The organism is Chitinophaga solisilvae, from assembly GCF_009928525.1.
Classification (GTDB): domain Bacteria; phylum Bacteroidota; class Bacteroidia; order Chitinophagales; family Chitinophagaceae; genus Chitinophaga; species Chitinophaga solisilvae.
The window spans coordinates 112,564-131,285 of record NZ_JAABOK010000006.1 but is presented as its reverse complement, the minus strand read 5'-3'; the positions used below and the strand labels follow the sequence as shown (position 1 = coordinate 131,285).

General features: G+C 47.8%; 18 protein-coding genes. 13 read left to right on the top strand and 5 right to left on the bottom strand.

Annotation, left to right across the window (positions count from 1 at the left end; genetic code table 11):
- Positions 1-78: 78 nt before the first annotated feature.
- A complete protein-coding gene (gene ruvC / locus GWG06_RS13940) occupies positions 79-639 on the bottom strand; it encodes a crossover junction endodeoxyribonuclease RuvC (RefSeq protein ID WP_173962884.1) in 561 nt (186 codons plus the stop codon).
- A 91-nt stretch (positions 640-730) separates the two neighbouring features.
- Between ruvC and GWG06_RS13935 the strand changes: the two genes are divergently transcribed.
- From GWG06_RS13935 to GWG06_RS13925, 3 genes are all read left to right on the top strand, one after another.
- Positions 731-1,660, top strand: coding sequence for a lysylphosphatidylglycerol synthase domain-containing protein (locus GWG06_RS13935; protein ID WP_160713898.1), 930 nt, complete (start codon positions 731-733; stop codon positions 1,658-1,660).
- An 11-nt stretch (positions 1,661-1,671) separates the two neighbouring features.
- Positions 1,672-2,463 (top strand): DUF3108 domain-containing protein, encoded by a 792-nt coding sequence (locus GWG06_RS13930; protein ID WP_127038831.1) that lies wholly within the window; start codon positions 1,672-1,674, stop codon positions 2,461-2,463.
- A 117-nt stretch (positions 2,464-2,580) separates the two neighbouring features.
- Positions 2,581-3,288 carry a response regulator transcription factor gene (locus GWG06_RS13925; protein ID WP_235938336.1) on the top strand — a complete coding sequence of 236 codons (708 nt, stop codon included), beginning with the start codon at positions 2,581-2,583 and terminating at the stop codon, positions 3,286-3,288.
- 116 nt (positions 3,289-3,404) lie between these two features.
- Here GWG06_RS13925 and ruvB read toward each other — a convergent pair whose 3' ends face one another.
- Positions 3,405-4,433 carry a Holliday junction branch migration DNA helicase RuvB gene (ruvB, locus tag GWG06_RS13920; protein WP_127044472.1) on the bottom strand — a complete coding sequence of 343 codons (1,029 nt, stop codon included), beginning with the start codon at positions 4,431-4,433 and terminating at the stop codon, positions 3,405-3,407.
- A 91-nt stretch (positions 4,434-4,524) separates the two neighbouring features.
- On the opposite strand from ruvB, the gene GWG06_RS13915 reads away from it, so the two are divergent.
- From GWG06_RS13915 to GWG06_RS13905, 3 genes are all read left to right on the top strand, one after another.
- The gene (locus GWG06_RS13915) at positions 4,525-4,713 is read left to right on the top strand and encodes a hypothetical protein (protein ID WP_160713896.1); all 189 of its coding nucleotides are present in this window, start codon (positions 4,525-4,527) and stop codon (positions 4,711-4,713) included.
- Between the two features lie 143 nt (positions 4,714-4,856).
- The gene (locus GWG06_RS13910) at positions 4,857-6,161 is read left to right on the top strand and encodes a M20/M25/M40 family metallo-hydrolase (RefSeq protein ID WP_127044470.1); all 1,305 of its coding nucleotides are present in this window, start codon (positions 4,857-4,859) and stop codon (positions 6,159-6,161) included.
- Positions 6,162-6,313: 152 nt separating this feature from the next.
- The gene (locus GWG06_RS13905; protein WP_160713894.1) at positions 6,314-7,075 is read left to right on the top strand and encodes a hypothetical protein; all 762 of its coding nucleotides are present in this window, start codon (positions 6,314-6,316) and stop codon (positions 7,073-7,075) included.
- 120 nt (positions 7,076-7,195) lie between these two features.
- On the opposite strand, the gene GWG06_RS13900 is transcribed toward GWG06_RS13905, so the two are convergent.
- Together GWG06_RS13900 and GWG06_RS13895 are read right to left on the bottom strand one after the other, a co-directional pair.
- Complete coding sequence (locus tag GWG06_RS13900) at positions 7,196-8,041, bottom strand: endonuclease/exonuclease/phosphatase family protein (RefSeq protein WP_160713892.1); 846 nt, start codon at positions 8,039-8,041, stop codon at positions 7,196-7,198.
- Positions 8,042-8,186: 145 nt separating this feature from the next.
- Entirely contained in the window at positions 8,187-8,798 is a 612-nt protein-coding gene (locus tag GWG06_RS13895) for an RNA polymerase sigma factor (RefSeq protein ID WP_160713890.1), read from the bottom strand.
- Between the two features lie 262 nt (positions 8,799-9,060).
- Here GWG06_RS13895 and GWG06_RS13890 point away from each other — a divergent pair, with 262 nt between their 5' ends.
- Genes GWG06_RS13890 through GWG06_RS13880 form a run of 3 tightly spaced genes read left to right on the top strand, consistent with a single transcriptional unit; the run spans position 9,061 to position 15,098 of the window.
- A complete protein-coding gene (locus GWG06_RS13890) occupies positions 9,061-10,074 on the top strand; it encodes a FecR family protein (RefSeq protein ID WP_160713888.1) in 1,014 nt (337 codons plus the stop codon).
- A gap of 26 nt (positions 10,075-10,100) precedes the next feature.
- On the top strand, positions 10,101-13,673 hold the full coding sequence (locus GWG06_RS13885) for a SusC/RagA family TonB-linked outer membrane protein (protein WP_160713886.1): 3,573 nt from the start codon (positions 10,101-10,103) through the stop codon (positions 13,671-13,673).
- A gap of 24 nt (positions 13,674-13,697) precedes the next feature.
- Positions 13,698-15,098 carry a RagB/SusD family nutrient uptake outer membrane protein gene (locus GWG06_RS13880; RefSeq protein ID WP_160713885.1) on the top strand — a complete coding sequence of 467 codons (1,401 nt, stop codon included), beginning with the start codon at positions 13,698-13,700 and terminating at the stop codon, positions 15,096-15,098.
- A gap of 59 nt (positions 15,099-15,157) precedes the next feature.
- On the opposite strand, the gene GWG06_RS13875 is transcribed toward GWG06_RS13880, so the two are convergent.
- Positions 15,158-15,844, bottom strand: a complete 687-nt coding sequence (locus tag GWG06_RS13875) for a peptidoglycan DD-metalloendopeptidase family protein (protein ID WP_127038247.1) — start codon at positions 15,842-15,844, stop codon at positions 15,158-15,160.
- A 66-nt stretch (positions 15,845-15,910) separates the two neighbouring features.
- Here GWG06_RS13875 and GWG06_RS13870 point away from each other — a divergent pair, with 66 nt between their 5' ends.
- Genes GWG06_RS13870 through GWG06_RS13855 form a run of 4 tightly spaced genes read left to right on the top strand, consistent with a single transcriptional unit; the run spans position 15,911 to position 18,600 of the window.
- Complete coding sequence (locus GWG06_RS13870; RefSeq protein ID WP_160713884.1) at positions 15,911-16,669, top strand: prolipoprotein diacylglyceryl transferase; 759 nt, start codon at positions 15,911-15,913, stop codon at positions 16,667-16,669.
- Positions 16,662-18,068 carry a radical SAM protein gene (locus GWG06_RS13865; RefSeq protein ID WP_160713883.1) on the top strand — a complete coding sequence of 469 codons (1,407 nt, stop codon included), beginning with the start codon at positions 16,662-16,664 and terminating at the stop codon, positions 18,066-18,068. The genes GWG06_RS13870 and GWG06_RS13865 overlap by 8 nt, the downstream gene beginning before the upstream one ends.
- Before the next feature lie 9 nt (positions 18,069-18,077).
- A complete protein-coding gene (locus GWG06_RS13860; protein WP_127038253.1) occupies positions 18,078-18,335 on the top strand; it encodes a hypothetical protein in 258 nt (85 codons plus the stop codon).
- A gap of 13 nt (positions 18,336-18,348) precedes the next feature.
- Positions 18,349-18,600 carry a hypothetical protein gene (locus GWG06_RS13855; protein WP_160713882.1) on the top strand — a complete coding sequence of 84 codons (252 nt, stop codon included), beginning with the start codon at positions 18,349-18,351 and terminating at the stop codon, positions 18,598-18,600.
- Positions 18,601-18,722: the final 122 nt, after the last annotated feature.

Below are 18,722 nucleotides of genomic sequence, written 5' to 3'. Positions count from 1 at the left end.
CCGGGTTAGCCCTATAATCAGGATGAACAATTTCAAACAAAGTAACTACAATTTACGAATTTATAAAATAAGCTTTTATTACCTGGAAATCCTTTCGGGGTGCTTTTGCAAAAATTGTTCCCATCCTTTTGCTTTGGAAAGGCCGGCCAAGGGGTTGGTTTCCTGATAGTAATGGCATACGGCAACGGCCAGTGCATCAGTGGCATCGAAGTAATCAGGGCGTACGGTGATGCTGAGGATACGTTGTAACATAAGCCATACCTGTTCTTTGTCCGCGTTACCGTTGCCGGTAACAGACTGCTTTACTTTTTTCGGGGAATATTCTGTTACGGCTAATCCGGCCTGCATGGCGGTAGCAATGGCGACTCCCTGTGCCCGGCCCAGCTTCAGCATACTCTGTACGTTTTTACCGAAGAAGGGAGCTTCAATAGCGAAACAGGTAGGTTTGTGTTGCTGAATCAGTTCATGGACGCGTGTGTGAATCAGTTGCAGCCTTTCATAGTGATCTTTCAGTCTGGACAGTTTCAGCACATCCATTTCTATCAGACTGGCTTTTTTTCCTTCTACGAGTATAAGTCCGTAGCCCATTACCAGCGTGCCGGGGTCAATGCCGAGAATTATTTTTGACTTGTTTGCCAACCACAGTATATTTTTGCAAAAATCTTGATATCTGAACAAAAGTACCAAAATAATTCTCAATTACTTATTAGGGACGGGGCTTTTTGCCTGGTTGGCGTATTCAATTTACCATCAGCTGCTCCACCGGGATAACCTGGAACAGTCCCTCCGACAGATGGGCGAATCGCTGGAGAAGAAAGGCTGGATGGGGATTGTACTGGTACTGGTACTGATGCTGTTCAACTGGGGACTGGAAGCCCGGAAATGGCAAAAGCTGGTAAAACCCCTGGAAAGTATCTCTTTCCTGCGGGCATTCAGTGCCATCCTTTCAGGTGTATCCCTGTCTATCAACACCCCGAATCGTGTAGGCGAATACGGTGGACGCATCCTTTATCTCAAAAATCATAACAAGCTGAAAGCCATTGCGGCAACCATAGTAGGAAGTTTCAGCCAGCTGATCATCACTGTTATCTTTGGGTTAATCGGGATGATTTATTACCTCAATAACTTCGCGCCAGTAAAGGAAAACAGTTATTTCGCCCCTAATTTCTGGGAGAAAATACTGTTCGGTGTACTTTTAGTTATTTGTGCGCTGACGATATTGTTATATTTTCGGTTACAAATTATTCTGGCTGTATTTGAAAAAATACCTTTTCTGCGAAAGGCAAAAGTATTTGTACAGATCATAGTCAAATATTCATCCGGTGATTTACGGTATCTGTTGCTGCTTTCAGGGCTCCGGTACATCGTCTTCTCGGCACAGTATTTGATTTTGTTGGACGCACTCGGACTGGAGTTTTGGTGGTGGCAGGGCTTTCTGTTAAACAGCGTGATTTACCTCGTAATGGCCATTGTTCCTACCATTGCCATTGCTGAGTTAGGACTCCGGGGAAAAGTGAGCATATATTTTTTAGGGTTGCTTAGTTCCAATACAGCCGCAATAATAGCCGCCACTGTCGGTATCTGGCTGATCAACCTGGTACTGCCGGCGGTGTTGGGAAGTGTGCTGCTTTTAGGAGTAAAAATTTTTAAGGAAAAATAGCTACCAAAGCAATGAGGTATTTTCTGCTACTCATCTTATGTCTCTCCTGTATTAACCCCGCTGAAGCGCAAAACGACTTCTGCTCTATCCGTAATACCAGCTTCAACGCAGGAGAAAATATCACGTTTAAAGTTATGTACAACCTCGGCCGCATGTATGTAGGCGCCGGAGAAGCCACTTTTCACGTAGCCCTGGAACGGTTCGCCAACCGCGATGTATATCATATCACCGGCAACGGAAAAACCTTCCGTGCCTACGACTGGATCTTCAAAGTGCGCGATACCTACGAAACCTTCCTGGACACCGCTACCATGCAGCCCCTGAAGTTTCTGCGCAACGTAAATGAAGGCGGTTATAAAATCTATAACAACGTGGTATTCAACCAGGCTGCCCATCAGGCAATCAGTACCAACGGCACCTTTACCGTGCCTCCCTGCGTACAGGACGTTATCAGCGCCATCTATTACGCCCGTAATATCGACTTCAGCAAGTATAAGGAAGGCGATAAAATCCCCTTCGCCATGTTCCTCGATGACCAGGTGTATAATATCTATATCCGGTATCTGGGAAAAGAAGACGTAAACACCCGCTTCGGTAAGTTCAGAGCCATCAAATTCAAACCCCTGCTTATCAAGGGAACCATTTTTGAAGGCGGTGAAAAAATGACCGTATGGGTGAGCGACGACGCCAATAAAGTACCCCTGCGCGTGGAAAGCCCCATCTCCGTTGGAAATATCATCGTGGATATGGTGAACTACAGCAACCTCCGTTACCCCTTCAGCTCCCTGCTGGACAAGCGTTAACCCTCTGCATAATCTGCGCCGGCCTGAGTTTTAACAATTCTTTTGACCCGTAAGGTCCAAATTTTACCGACCTTTCGTGCCACAGAAAAACTTTATATTTGTTATAATCAACCCTTTATGATTATGGAAGAACGTAAACCAAAGATATTACTGGCAGAAGATGACACCAACCTGGGCATGGTACTTAAAAACTACCTCGAGCTGAACGATTATGACGTGGAATTATGCCGCGATGGTATCCTGGCACTGGCAGCCTTCCGCCGTGAGAAATTCGATATCTGCCTGCTGGACATCATGATGCCCAACATGGACGGATTCAAACTCGCGGAAGAAATCCGTGACGTAGATCCCGATATCCCCCTGTTCTTCCTGTCCGCCAAAACCATGAAGGAAGACATCATTCAGGGATATAAACTCGGTGCAGACGACTACATCGCCAAACCATTCGACAGCGAACTGCTGCTCCTGAAAATAAAAGCCATCCTGAAACGTAACCAGGAACTGAACAGCAAAGAGGAAGAACAACACGAATTCCAGATAGGCTCCTACGCCTTCAACTCCCGCCTGCGCACACTGGCTCATAACGGAGAAACACACACGCTCTCCCCCAAAGAGAACGAACTGCTGCACATGCTCTGCGAACATAAAAATGACCTGCTCCCCCGCGAACTCGCACTCAAAAAAATATGGGGCAGCGATACCTATTTCAACGGCCGCAGTATGGACGTGTATATTGCCAAACTACGCAAATACCTGAAAGATGACGGGAATATTGAAATAGTGAATATTCATGGAAATGGATTCAGGCTGGTAGTGAAGGAATAAATTATGAATTAAGAATTATGAATGATGAGTTAGGGCGAAGATTAAAGCGAATGACAAAATTTGTTCTTCGCTTTAATCTTCGCCCTAACTCATCATTCATCATTCTTAATTCGTAATTAAAATAACAGATTTCCTTCTCCCCTGAACGGGCTTTTCCCCAAATGCACGTATGCTTTCTCCGTTACTTCTCTGCCGCGCGGGGTTCGCTTCAAAAAGCCTTCCTGGATCAGGAACGGCTCATACACTTCTTCCAGGGTACCGGATTCTTCTCCCACTGCGGTGGCAATGGTAGTGATACCTACCGGACCTCCCTTGAAGTTTTCGATGATGACCTGCAGGATACGGTTATCCATTTCATCCAGGCCGTATTCATCTACGTTGAGGGCTTTCAGGCTTAGCTGCGCTATGTCAAGATCAATAACACCGTTACCTATCACCTGCGCAAAGTCGCGCACCCGGCGTAATAAGCCATTGGCAATACGCGGAGTGCCCCTGGAACGGCGCGCTATTTCAGCAGCCGCATCGGAGGTAATTTTGGTGTTCAGCAGACCGGCAGCCCGCCAGATGATCTTCTGCAGGGTGGCCGCACTATAGTATTCCAGCCTGGATTTAATACCAAACCTGGACAGCAGCGGGGAGGTGAGCAGGCCGGAACGCGTGGTAGCCCCGATCAGCGTGAACGGGTGCAGGTTGATCTGGATACTGCGTGCACTCGGCCCCGTATCAATCATAATATCGATGCGGTAATCTTCCATGGCAGAATACAGGTATTCTTCCACTACCGTGCTTAACCGGTGAATCTCATCAATAAACAACACATCCTTATCTTCCAGGTTGGTCAGCAATCCCGCAAGATCGCCCGGCTTCTCAATAACCGGACCGGAGGTTTCCTTGATATTTACTCCCAGCTCGTTGGCTACAATGCGCGACAGCGTTGTTTTTCCCAGTCCGGGTGGACCATGGAACAGAATATGGTCCAACGCTTCGCCCCGCATTTTGGCGGCCTTGATAAATATCTTCAGGTTTTCGATAATCTGATCCTGCCCGGAAAAATCCATGATCTCCCTGGGCCGGATACTGTTCTCGAACTCTTTCTCAGCAGCGCTGAGCTTATTCTCTTCTGGTCTTAAAGGCTGATTGGACATAATAATTGTATCAAAAGTACCAAATAATTCGGCACTGTATCTTATCCGGATATTTGTATCTTGACAACCATTATACAACCAGCAATCCACCATGGTATTCCGTCCCCCTTTCTGCCGGCTGACCGGCATCCGCATCCAATACCATTTCCCGGAGAGCAGTAATGGGCATGCAGAGAAGACTGACCGTATGCAGGTCAATCATACTGCTGCTGCGGCCTTACTGCATGGCTGCCATATACCCGCCGCCACTGCGGCCGGCACTATGGTACTAAGATGTTAGTATCACCTGACGGAAAAATGTTAGCATTGCGGTACGGTACAGATAAGCCGCCGTTATACATTAGTTTACCGCAGCCTGTGCCCGCACGGAAATACGACAACCCGACACAAAATAAAAGCAATAAAAAAGGACTAAACCGCAATATGAAAAAGATTCTATTGTTATCGCTCGCCGCCGGTTATATGACCGCTGCCAACGCGCAGAAAATTGAGCAGAAAGAAGTAGCGCGCATCATTCAAACCCTCGCTGCTGATGATATGCAGGGCCGCTCCCCCGGAACTCCCGGCATTGAAAAAGCTGCAGCATTTATCAGCAGTGAATTTAAAAAAGCAGGTATTAAACCTCTGCCGGGAGAAAAGGATTTTCAGCAGCACTTTATCAAATACGGCCTGCAACCTGTCAGCCAGCAACTGGTGATAAACGGTGAAAGCAAAGACTGGCCCGTAGTACCGGTAGGCACCAGCACACATATCCGGATCAAGAACGATACATCCACCACTATTGTACACGTCAAAGATCCGGGACAGATGATGAAATTGCTGCGCGATAAAAATCCGCGTCAGAAAGACCTGGTTATCTGGCTGGACCCTTCCATGGCCGGCTATCTCGATGGTATTTCCCATTCCTTCTCCGGAAGATTTTATAACACCCCGGAAGAGATTATCGCTAAGGAAGCAGCACACCAGGTAGTGCTGATATACGAAAAAGATCCGGTGCCAGATACTGCCAGCTGGTCACTGGAAGTAACGCGTGAAGTAAAGAGCCGTGATTATGCGAATGTTGCCGGTATGATTAAAGGCAGCACCAAACCGGATGAATATGTGGTATTCTCCGGGCATTACGATCACCTGGGTGTATTGCCTGCAGTTGCTGGCGACAGCATCGCCAACGGCGCCGATGATGACGCCTCCGGCACCACAGCGGTGATTACGCTGGCAAGCTACTTCAGCAAGAAACGTCCGGCGCGCTCCATCATCTTTGTTGCTTTCACTGCCGAAGAAAGCGGTGGTTACGGCTCTTCCTACTTCTCTGAAAAGCTGGACCCTGCCAAGGTGGTAGCCATGTTCAATATTGAAATGATTGGTAAGGAATCCAAATTTGGAAAGAACAGCGCCTTCATTACCGGCTTCGATAAATCGGACTTCGGCACTATCCTGCAACGCAGCCTGGAAGGATCCGCTTTCCATTTTTACCCGGACCCTTATCCTGAACAGGATCTGTTCTATCGCTCGGACAACGCCACCCTGGCCAGACTGGGCGTACCTGCACATACGATCTCAACCACACAGATCGATAAAGATACCTTTTATCACACGGTAGATGATGAGCTGGCTACATTGGATGTAACAAATATTACAGATATTATTAAAGCTATTGCCACCAGTTCCACCAGTATTGTGAATGGTACGGCAACGCCTACACGAATTGCACCGCTTCCTGCAAGATAAAGGCGGGTAGCGCATCATATATTGATCCGGTATGAGACTGTCTCATCCGGATCTTTCTTTTTTAATTAATACACAAATAGTTTTTTTATCGGATTTCTTATTTATTTTTACCGGCGTAATTTCCCCAATAGTCATTTAAAACCATATCAAATATGAAAACCGGAATCCTACAATTCTGCGGTGCCGTGTGCATTGCATCCATGGTGCTCGCATCATGTTCAAAAGAAATGGCTTCTCCTGATGGGGGCGATCAACCAGCCTTAATCAAGGATTCAGCTACTGTCAACTACGAAGTTTCTGCTATCAACCAAACCTCCACCTTAACACCTGATGCTTCCGGCCGTTTATCTGCCCTCACCGGCGACGCTGCTATGGCTAAAGCTGCATCCGGCGGTTTCGATATCACGTGGGACACAGCTACCGCACGTCTGAGAGAGATCCGCTTCGATGCAAAACGTGGTAAAGATGAACTGGAATTCAGGTTGAGAACAGATCGTCAGATTGACCTGAAGAAAGTACCAGCTATCATCGGCGGCATTAAAATCCCGGTTGGTACCTACCAGCAGGTAAAAGTATATGCCCGCGTTGAAGGCGACAGAAAAAATCCTGCTGTAAGGCTGAAAGGATTCCTTACCTGGGATGGCAAGAAGATACCGATGGAAATTCTCCTCTCCGGTGTCATCGAGTTAAAGGCGCATGGAAAGGATGTAGTTGTAACAGACAAAAACATTATCTGGAAAGGCAAGCTGCAGGTTTCTATGGATCTGATCCTGACCAAGCTGCAGGTGGGCGACTTCACCGGATCGTTTACCAATGGCAAGCTCCAGATCAGCGTGGATGTAAACGGCAATCTCCACAACAAAGTGGTAGACGCACTGGAAAACAGCATGACTGTTGAACACACCCACAATTAATTTATGATGTAGTTATTTAATTATTTGAGATTTTGTTTCACATAAAAATGCCCGCTGATAATTCAGCGGGCATTTTTATGTGAAACAAAATCTCAGATAATTAAATAATAAAATTCTTTTTTACTGCAGCTCCGCGAATACAGAGAAGTGGTCGGAGGCATAGCGGCCGCCCCAGGTTTCGGAGAGGGTGGCGTGTTTTTTTACTTTAAATGCGCCTTTCAGGAAGATGTAATCAATAGGTTTATCTTCCACTTCGCCGGCGCGCCATCCGTTGAAAGTGCCCACGGGGCCGTAGTGTGGCGTGGTGCTGATAGCTTTGCTGTCAGTAAAATGTAACGGATCGCCTGCATTCATCACTACCTGGATGGGTTCATCATCCGGTGTGGCATTAAAATCGCCGGTAATGATGGCGCGGGTGCTGCCGGCAATCTTATGCACCTGCTGCAGCAGGAACTTAGCGCTTTCACGGCGGGCAACCTTACCCATATGATCGAAGTGGGTATTGAAATGATAGAATGTTTTTTTCGTTTGCCGGTCTCTGAACAGCCCCCAGGTAACAATACGGGTAATAGCCGCATCCCAGCCTTTGCTGCCGGGAACATCCGGTGTTTCTGACAGCCAGAAGGTAGCCGTTTTCAGTAACTGCAGACGGGTAGTATCATAGAAGATAGCAGAAAATTCGCCTTTGGTTTTCCCATCATCACGGCCGCCGCCGATAGATTTATATTGCGGCAGTCTTTGCTGCAGGTCCTGCATCTGGTCATACAGGGCCTCCTGTACGCCGAGCGTGGCTACTTCATGGAATAATACGGTAGACGCCACCTTATCCTTACGGTGAGGCCAGGCATTTAAGCTGTCGTGCGGCGTATTCATCCGGATATTGAAGGTCATTACCTTTAACGGTGATTGCGCCATAGCCGCGCTTATCATCAGGCAGCAAAGACCCGATAGCCATATCTTTTTCATGCTTTTCAGATTTAAACGCACAAAATAATACGTGATAGAAAGAATTACAAATTACGAATTGCGAATTACGAATGAGGAGCGAAGATTTAAACGAACGATAATATTTACCCGCTTAAGTCTTCGCTTTTAATTCGTAATTCGCAATTCAGGAATGGTGTTCCGGTCTCAAACCCGCCAGTATTCTAAGGATTACTGCAACGGATACCTGCATGATGTCCCGCATGTTTTTGAGCGCGCGTGCAGATAGTTTGTAGGCGCCTTTTACGGAGATGCCCATGATGCCGGCGATCTGTTCATAATCCAGTTCTTCAAAATACCGGAGATAGATGATTTCCTTCTGACGGGCATTGAGTTGGTTCAGCGCCTGTAATAGCTGCTGCTGCTGTTCCTGCAGTTGTTCTTTTTTAATATAGGCGTGTTCGGAGGAGAAGTGTGCGTGGAAGTCGTGCTGCTGCTGGTCAAAAGCAACCAGCAACACATTTTTCCGGGGGCGCAGCCGGTTATATATAACACCGCGCAGGGCTACCAGCAGGTAGGGGCGCGGATCTACAGTAGTGCTGAGGGTGCTGCGGTTGGTCCATAGTTTAATGAAAAGCTCCTGTATGGCATCTTTCACCAGGTCGCTACCGGAATGCAGGCGCATACCATATTCGTACAACCGTTCAAAGTAACGGTCATATATGGTTGCAAATGCCTGTTGGTTGCCTTGTAGGAATGCTCCCCAGAGTACGGTGTCAGCAGCTGATAAAAGATCCATCTCCCTCTTGATCGGCTAAATGTACAAAAAAAAGTATAGTCGTACCCGGTTGTTTGCCAACTGCCAGGCAATAAATAAATATGAAAATTATTGATGAACGTAAAATCAATAAAATCAAGGCATCTATAAGTTTTAATTAAAAAATTATAAAATAATTGAGAAAAAGTGGGGTGATTTGCAAATTCTTTGTGTTCTCTATGAACACGGCTAAGTCATTTTTACTTTCCTGTGGGGCGATTTTGAGGCTAATGAGATACTGGTATTGAAAAAAAACTATCATTTATTTACGAAGGATGATTTTCTGGAAGATGCATTTTTTCTGGAGTGGAGAAAGTATGCCACCCCGGAAGCAGCTGCCTTCTGGACAACATATCATCACGGGGCTCCGGGTAACCTGGCTGCGCTGGAACAGGCTATAGCCGCCATGGATGCTATTCTTAGCCTGGAGCGTATCAGTCCGGCGCCGGCAGATAAAGCACTGGTCTGGCAACAGATCCAGGCAGAACTGACAGCAGTGCCGGTTATACCTGTGCGGCAGCATAGCAGGAAACGCTGGCTGGCAGCCGCGGTACTGATACCGTTATTCATCCTTACTGCCTGGTACCTGCTTCTTCCGCCGCGTATGCATAAAGTCAGGAGCGGATACGGGCAGCAGGTGAGGGTGGTATTACCCGATTCTTCTGTAGTAGTACTCAATTCGCACTCGGAACTACAGTATCCCCGGTGGAAGGATGGCAAACGGGAAGTATGGCTGCAGGGAGAAGCACTGTTTGATGTGCGTCCTGTCAACATAGCCAGCGTACCACATTTTACCGTACATGCCGGCCAGGTGAATGTGGAAGTGCTGGGAACGGTATTCAATGTAAAGCAACGCCGCGGCAGCACCATTGTATTCCTGAAACAGGGAAAGGTGAAGGTATCTGCTCCACAACAACAGCCGCTGATATTAGTGCCGGATCAGAAAGCCGCCTGGAGCGAAGAGAAAAAACAGCTGCTGAAATCCTTGTCCAGCAAGACTTCTGAGCTGGCGTGGACAGTACATAAAATGCAACTTAAACAAACATCTGTACAGGATATTATTTATACACTGCAGGATACCTATGGCTTTACCATCATACTGCAGGATACATCCATTGCCAGCCGCACTATTGAAGGAACATTATCACTGAAAAATGTTAACAACGTATTGTTTGAATTATCTGCAATACTGAACGTAAAAATTGAGAAGAACAATGATACGCTGATATTCCGGGACAACGGTCAGCGCGGATATTAAATGACATATTACTAAAACCAAGATCAATGAGGATTTGTACCAGACAAAGCCTGTATGGCTTCCTGTACCTATGCGTACTGTTACTCACGGGCATGTGTGCTGTAGCGCAGCAATCACCCGCATCAAAAGGAACGCCTGTACCGGTGAAGTATGCACTGCAAAGGGTAACGCAGCTTTACGGAACTACTTTTATGTATGAAGGGGTATTGGTAGAAAAGAAACATACCAACACCAATGTAGATGCCATGAAAGGCAAGCCGGTGGAAGAAATATTAAAAAGCATCCTGTATAATAACGGACTGCTTTTCCTCTATGTAGATCAGAACCATTACACCATTGTAGCACGGCAGAAAAAGGATTTGCCGGCTACCAACCTGCCGGCGGCAGGCCCCGGCGTAACGGCAGGCGAGGAGCAACGCACCTTGTCCGGTACAGTGAAAGACCAGAACGGTACGCCGTTACCCGGTGTTACCATCCAGGCGGAAGGTGCTAAGAAATGGGCGCTCACAGATAATAACGGCTCCTTCGTTATCAGCGTTCCGTCAAATACTGCCGGGCTGGTATTCACCTTCGCCGGTATGGATCGTAAAACAGTGCCGCTCGGAAAATCTGCGTTCATGAATGTAGTGTTGAATAGCAAAGTACTCAACGAAGTGGTAGTTACCGGTTATCAGACGTTATCAAAAGAACGCGCTACCGGCGCTTTCGCTACGGTAAAATCTTCCGACCTGGAAAAACGCCGTATCTCCGGACTGTCGCAGATGCTGGAAGGTAACCTGCCAGGTGTGGTGAGCTACAACGGAAGAATCAGCGTGCGCGGCACCAGCACATTCCTGGCTGCCAGTGCAGCTCCGCTCTATGTAATAGACGGATTCCCGGTTGAAAATGTTTCCTATACCGATATGGGAGGATTAGTAGATGCTCCGCCGGATATTAACCCGGAAGATATTGAAAGCATCACCGTACTGAAAGATGCCGCTGCAGCATCTATCTATGGCGCGCGTGCCGCCAACGGCGTGATCGTTATCTCTACTAAAAAAGCTAAATCCGGCGCGGCCCGTATCAACTTCTCCGGAGACTATGCCGTGACATCAAAATATGATCTCTCTTACCTGAAGACAACGGATGCCAACGAAAGCGTGGACCTCATCTACCGCTATATCAACGATAACCCTGCGCTGAAAACATCGCCACTGCAGGAAGCGGCACGTATCCGTAACTACAGGGGCGCCATGACTCCCGGCCTGGATATACTGCTGCAGGCAGCAGAAGGCAAGCTGACGCAGGCCGAAGCCGACGCTAAAATGAATGAGCTGCGCTCACAGAACCTGTATAAGAAGCAGATACTCTCTCTCATGCGCCCGGCCTCCAATCAGCAGTTTAACCTGTCTGTCTCCAAAGCCACAGCAGGCAATGCTTTCAACTTCTCCGCCACTTTCCGGAATGAACAGGGAATGGAGCGGAACGACCATGGCAAAACACTGGGACTGAACTTCAGAAATACCCTGTCAATTAATAAATGGCTGACAGCGGAAGCCGGTGCATTTATCAGCTATGGCGATGCCACTACTACCGGAGCAGATGGTGTTTCCGCCGGCAGCTACCTGTATAATCAACTGCCATTCGAGCCTATCTTCGATCAGAACGGAAAGGCACTGCCCATGCGTAATGCCGCCTTCCCGGATGAAATTGCCGACCTGGAAAAATATAATCTCTATCCCCAGCACCTGATGGTACTGGAAAATGAACTGAAATATAACACTGCCAGGGTCCGGAATATGAAAACCAGGCTGTATGGAAAACTCAATGCAAGAATAACACCCTGGCTTACCTATGAAACCATGTTCCAGTATGAAAGGAACAACGGCCGGTCAGAACAGCTGCTGGATGAGCAATCCAACTACATGCAGAAGAAACTGAACAGCTATACCACCCTCGATGATAAAGGGAATGTATTATGGAAACTGCCCAGAGGAAATTCTTTCCGTACGTTCAATAACAGCCTGCGCGCCTATACGCTGCGTAACCAGCTGAACTTTAATAAAAACATCAACCGTAAGCATGAAATAGTAGCCATAGCCGGTTCTGAAACCAGGGAGATAAAGAATAACAGGGATAACCTGACCTTCTTCGGCTATGATGACCTTACGCTCGATTATATTCCGCTGAGTTACCTGAACGACCTGATAAACGGTGTGACAGGGCTGAACAGGGCGGTTGGCAGACTGAGTTACAGAGATCTGTCCAGCCTGGGTGAAAATATTAACCGCTACTTCTCTTTCTATGGTAATGCCAGCTATACCTATAACAATAAGTATATGGTATCCGGAAGTGCGCGTTATGATTTATCCAACCTGTTTGGTACTAATCCTACCTATCAGTACCGGCCGTTGTGGTCAGTTGGCGGTAGCTGGATCATGAACAGGGAGCAGTTCCTGGAAGATGTTTCCTGGCTGGATATGCTGAAGCTGCGCGCTTCTTACGGTATCAACGGAAACGTAGCGCGCGATGCCGGTCCGTTCATGGTGGTATCTTATGCCATGAATATATTAACCAACAATATGGCGGGTTCCGTAGTATCCCCGCCCAATCCTAACCTGCGCTGGGAGCGTACGGCTACCACCAACTTCGGTGTGGACTTCTCCGTACTGAAAAATCGTATATCCGGTTCCGTTGATATTTATAACAGGAACAGTACAGATCTGCTGACCTATACCAGCGTAGACCCTACACTGGGTTATGCCACCGCCAAGCTGAACAACGGCGCTATGAACAACAAGGGCCTGGAATTATCTCTCAAGGGACAAGTGATCCGTCAGCGCGACTTTGGATGGGAGGTAACGCTGAATGGTTCCTTCAACAAAAATAAGGTGACCCGTGTGGATCTCAAGCCGGCTACTGCCAGCGTGTTAATATCTGACGGCGACATGGGCAGCAACTTCCAGGAGGGCTATCCTTACAGAAGTATGTACAGCTATCCGTATGCCGGCCTCAATGAATACGGAGAACCTCTGATCTATAATTTTGACGGCAAAGCGGTGAATTCATCGGTCACTAACCCGGCTATCGCCGTGTACAGCGGATCGCTGGTGCCTACTTTCAGTGGCGCGCTGATCAATAACTTCAGCTATAAGAGCCTCCAGTTGTCCATGATGCTGGTATACCATGCCGGTAACGTAATGCGCCTGGATGCCGCTACCGTTGGCGGTACTGCCAGCTACGGCGGTGTTCTGTCAGGAGCAGCCAATGGCTGGAAACAACCCGGCGATGAGAAATTTACCAATATACCACGTGTATCCTGGGAGTATGACAAGCGCAAAGCGAACTTCAGAGGCGCCTACTATACCTACGGCGATCAGAATGTGGGCAGCGCTGCCTACATCAAGGCAAGGAATATTGCCCTGAGTTATTCCCTGCCCAAAAGCTGGATACAGCGGGTAAGGCTGGCGGATGCACGGGTGCGTTTCCAGGCAGACAACCTGTTCTATATCAGTTTCAATAAGGATGGTATTGATCCGGAGGCCAACGGCCTGCGTCTGGGTGGCCGTCAGCTGCCTGTCATGCCTACTTATAATTTCGGGTTTAACATCTCTCTTTAATTCATCCGGCAAATGATTTTGTTTATGAAAAGAATCATACAACTAGTATTATGTGGCAGTCTGATGATAGGAGCCACCAGCTGTAAAAAATACCTGGAGATCGTTCCAAAGGGCCAGAAGATCCCGCAGAAGTTTGAGGACTACAAGCCCATGATGGAATCCAAATTCGTACATACATTTGATTATTCAAATCAGACAATAGTCGCCAATGAGTTCTACCTGCCGCTCTCACAGCAGATAGCAGTCAATCTCACTACCATCAACTACAACTGGCAGGAAGATAAAAGCAGGGTAGACCAGATTAATGATGACGGTGGTTATAACGATGCCTACAGAGGGATATTTGCCTATAATGTACTGGTGAACAATGTACCTGAAGCTACTACGGGCAGCGCTGCAGATAAGGCGCGGCTGGTAGCCCAGGCAAGGGTGGGAAGAAGCATGCTGTACTTTTACCTGATTACCTCCTATGCTAAAATGTATGATCCGGCTACTTCCGCAAGCGATCCGGGCGTGGTGCTGAATCTTACCACCGATCCGGAAGGCAAGCCACAGCAGTTATCTGTAAAAAGCATTTATGATTTTGTATTGAATGATATGAATGCTGCGATGCCGGATCTTCCCAAAACGGCTGAAAACGTATTGTATGCGAATAAGGGGACCGGCTTTGCCTTCCTCTCCCGTGTGCATCTTTTTATGAAGAATTACAAACAGGCTGAAGCCTTTGCTGATTCGGCGCTGAGCTATAACAGCAACCTGTTTGATTATGTGAAATATTACAATGATAATAAGGCTGTTATTGATAAGCCAACAATTTCTATCAATACTCCCAAGTTTGAATTCACCAATCCGGAGAATTATATTTTCCACTATGGCAGTCAGTATATGCAGGTTCAGGGAATGTATATTTCCTCGCTCAGGCATGCGGATTCTTCCGCGTATGATAAAGGTGATGCGCGGTTTCTGGTGAATTTTATGACAAGAAGTATGGGTGTTGGGCTGGAAACCATCTGGTACTATCGCAGGATGGATAACGTCAATGCGGGCGGTATCCGTACGCCGGAAATGTACTACATCAAGGCAGAATGTCTGGCACGTGCAGGCAGGTACAGCGAAGCGATGACATATATCAATACTGTTCGCCGGAAGCGCATACTGCCTGAATTATATGCCGATGCTACCGCTTCCACACTGGAAGAGGCCATGCGGCTGATTCGCCGGGAGAAGCTGTCTGAATACCGCGGAACGGGGCTGCCTTACCTGGATATACGCCGCTTTAATAACGATCCGCTGTTCAGGACTACCATTACTAAAACGGAAGGGGATAAGACCTACTCCATTAAGCCGGAGTCGCTGTTGTGGATTATGCCTTTTTCTGTGAAGGCGCTGGCGTATAACTCAAGTCTGCAGCAGAATTCCAAGTAACTGATTATAAACCGACCATAATAGACACAAGGCCGCCTGGTATTTACCGGCGGCCTTTTTTATCGTGCGTATTGATTCATTTGTAAGATAAGATCGGGATCGGGGCAGTTCTGCAGGTATTTTTCACGTTCGCTGTAGCGGCAGACGCCGGGATAATCGCCCCGGTAGTGCTGCATTTCCCTGATGACCTGGAAATGCAGATGCGGCGGCCATCCGCCGTTTTCGGCGGGCGTACCGAAGAAGGCCAGCTGCTGACCGGCAGCTACCGGCATATTTTCATACAATCCCTGCAGATTGGTGATACTCAGATGACCATACAGCGTATAAAACGTATAGCCGTCAAGTTTATGCTGCAGGATGATGGTTGCACCGTAGTCCCCGAAATCATCGTTGAACCGGAAGCTGTGTATATGCCCTTTGATGGGCGCCATAACAGGCGTGCCCGTGGGGCCCCATACATCGATACCCAGGTGCAGTCGCCGCGGCTCTTCCCCGGCATCGAAATGGGGGCTTACCGCATAAATGGTCCGGTGTTCATTGTATCCGCCGATACCCAGGCGGCAGCCGCCTGCTTCCAGGGTGTGCGTGATATATCCGCAAAACCGGTCTATGTTGTTAAGAATATTTTTTGTGAGAACGGTATTATTGGCCGTGAAATCCATGACCAGTAATTTTTCATGCTGGTGTAATAGCGGGATAACGGGTTCAAAAGTGGCCTGGTGCCGCTTTAATACTTCCTGTAACATATTTTGAGAGGCTAGACTTTCATCTAAATATAAATATTAATTTGTGGATAAAATAATAGTAGCCCCGTGACGTATCCAGTTTATGTGTCCATATTATCTTTCCGGCTACCGCTGCACGCTGTTATGGAATCACTCGGAATGTTCCTCGGATTCCGCTATTTCCTGTATCTGCGTCGCCGCCAGGGCGATCAGCTGCCCAGCGGCAACCGTATCTGGGTGATTATCGGCGCAATTTTCGGCGCTTTGTTCGGCAGCCGTTTGCTGGGTGCGCTGGAGAACCCTCCGGGGCTGATGCAGACCGGAAATCTGCTGTTATACATCTACCAGAGCAAAACGATAGTAGGTGGGCTTCTCGGCGGATTGATCGGGGTTGAATCCGTAAAGAAATTCATCCGGGAACCGCATTCCAGCGGCGACCTCTTTACCTATCCGCTTATACTTGCCATGATGATCGGACGTACAGGCTGTTTCAGCATGGGTATCTATGAAGAAACCTATGGGCTGCCCACCTCGCTGCCATGGGGCATGCACCTGGGCGATGAGGCCCTGCGCCACCCGGTATCACTATATGAAATTGGGTTTCTGCTGCTGCTATGGCAGGCATTACGCTTTACGGACAGCCGCTTTCAGCTGGTATCCGGCGCAAGATTCAAACTTTTTATGATAGGCTACCTGCTGTTCAGGCTCCTGCTGGATTTTATCAAGCCCGGCTATCGCTTCGCCTTCGGCCTGGGATCTATTCAGCTGGCCTGCCTGGCAGGATTGATATATTATCTGCCGGTTATCATATATCCATCACGACTAATAAGGAAGCAATATGCCTGAGAAGAATTACACCTACTACGATTTTACGCTGAGTATCTGCAGCACCTGTTTACGGCGTGTAGACGCAAAGGTTATATTTGAAGATAACAAGGTATTCCTGGTGAAGCACTGCCGGGAACATGGCCGGGAAAAAGTGCTGATAGCCACAGATATTGACTACTATAAGAATACACGTAATTATAACAAACCTTCGGAAGCGCCACTGAAAACCAATACCAGCACACATTACGGCTGTCCGTACGACTGCGGCCTGTGCCAGGATCATGAACAGCATTCCTGTCTGACGGTGATCGAGGTAACAGACCGTTGTAACCTGACCTGCCCTACCTGCTATGCGATGTCGTCGCCGCATTACGGCCGCCACCGTACGCTGGAAGAGATAGAGGAGATGCTGGATATTATTGTGGCCAACGAAGGTACGCCGGATGTTATTCAGCTTTCCGGCGGCGAGCCTACCATTCATCCGCAGTTTTTTGAAATACTGGATATCGCCAAACGTAAGCCTATCCGCCATCTGATGATAAATACCAACGGCGTGCGGATTGCAAAGGATAAAGAATTTACTGCCCGCCTGGCTACCTATATGCCTGATTTTGAAGTGTATCTTCAGTTTGACTCTTTTAAACCGGAGGCGCTGGAACGTATGCGTGGAAAGGATCTTACAGATATACGGCAGCAGGCGCTGGCCAACCTGAACGAGGTAAACCTGAGCACCACGCTCGTTGTTACCCTGCAACGGGGTGTGAATGAAGATGAAATGGGTCGTATAATAGACTATGCCCTGCAGCAGCCCTGCGTACGCGGCGTTACCTTTCAGCCGGTGCAGGTGGCAGGCCGTACTGATGGCTTTGATCCGGCAACGGACCGTATAACGTTAACGGAAGTACGACAACGTATCCTGGAGCAGTCGCCTGTCTTCCAGCAGAATGACATCATTCCCGTACCCTGTAACCCGGATGCGCTGGCAATGGCCTACGCGCTGAAAATAGACGGGCAGGTATTTCCGCTTACCCGCTTTGTGGATCCGGCTGTGCTGCTGAATAACGGAAAGAATACCATCGTATACGAACAGGACGAAAAACTGCATCAGCATGTGCTGAAAATATTCAGTACGGGCATCTCTACCGATAAGGCGCTGGATGATATGCAATCCTTACTATGTTGCCTGCCGCAGGTGCAGGCGCCGGGGCTCGGCTATAACAATCTTTTCCGCATTGTTATCATGCGCTTCCTGGATGCGTATGACTTCGATGTACGCGCCATCAAAAAATCATGTGTACACATTGTACATAAAGATGGCCGTATTATTCCGTTTGAAACGATGAACTTATTTTACCGGGACGATAAAGAAGCGTACCTGCAAACATTGCAGCAGGAACGTACTTTTATTCAGCCTTAAAGCATCCATATGAGTACTTTTGTCAGAAAACTGCTCTGGGCCTTACTGGTGCCGCTGGGAATAGCTCTGATAGCCGTCCTGTCAGGCGACGAGGGCATTATTGGTGCAGGGTTATTACTTATGTTTGTAGTACCGGCCTATGTAGTAGTAGGCGTTATCCTGTTGATTGTTAAACATGAGGAAATAGGGAAAGCACTTTTGTTGTCTGCCGGTATTATGTTGCTGGTAGGACTTTCCACCTGCGGGCTGATCCTGGCCAGCATGTAATAAAACAGGTATTATGAAGGAATTAATCAGAAGAATACTTTATCTCAGCGGTATTCCCCTGCTGCTCTTCTTTATTGCCCTGGCCGCCACCCGGGGCAATGACCTGGAAACGATAGGCATCATGACCCTGATGCTGGCCATCGCCTACGGTATAGTAGGCGTTTCTATGCTAATTGCTGAAGACAGATCAGCAGGACTGAGCTTAATATTATCAGCACTGATTATATCGGTGGTGGCGTTTATTACAGGCTGGGTAATATTGTGAGAAATAATTACGAATTACGAATTGCGAATTACGAATGTAGAAGCGAAGAGCTAAACGAAGATTAAAGGTGATAACTATTAAGTATCTCTTTTAATCTTCGTTTAGCTCTTCGCTTATACATT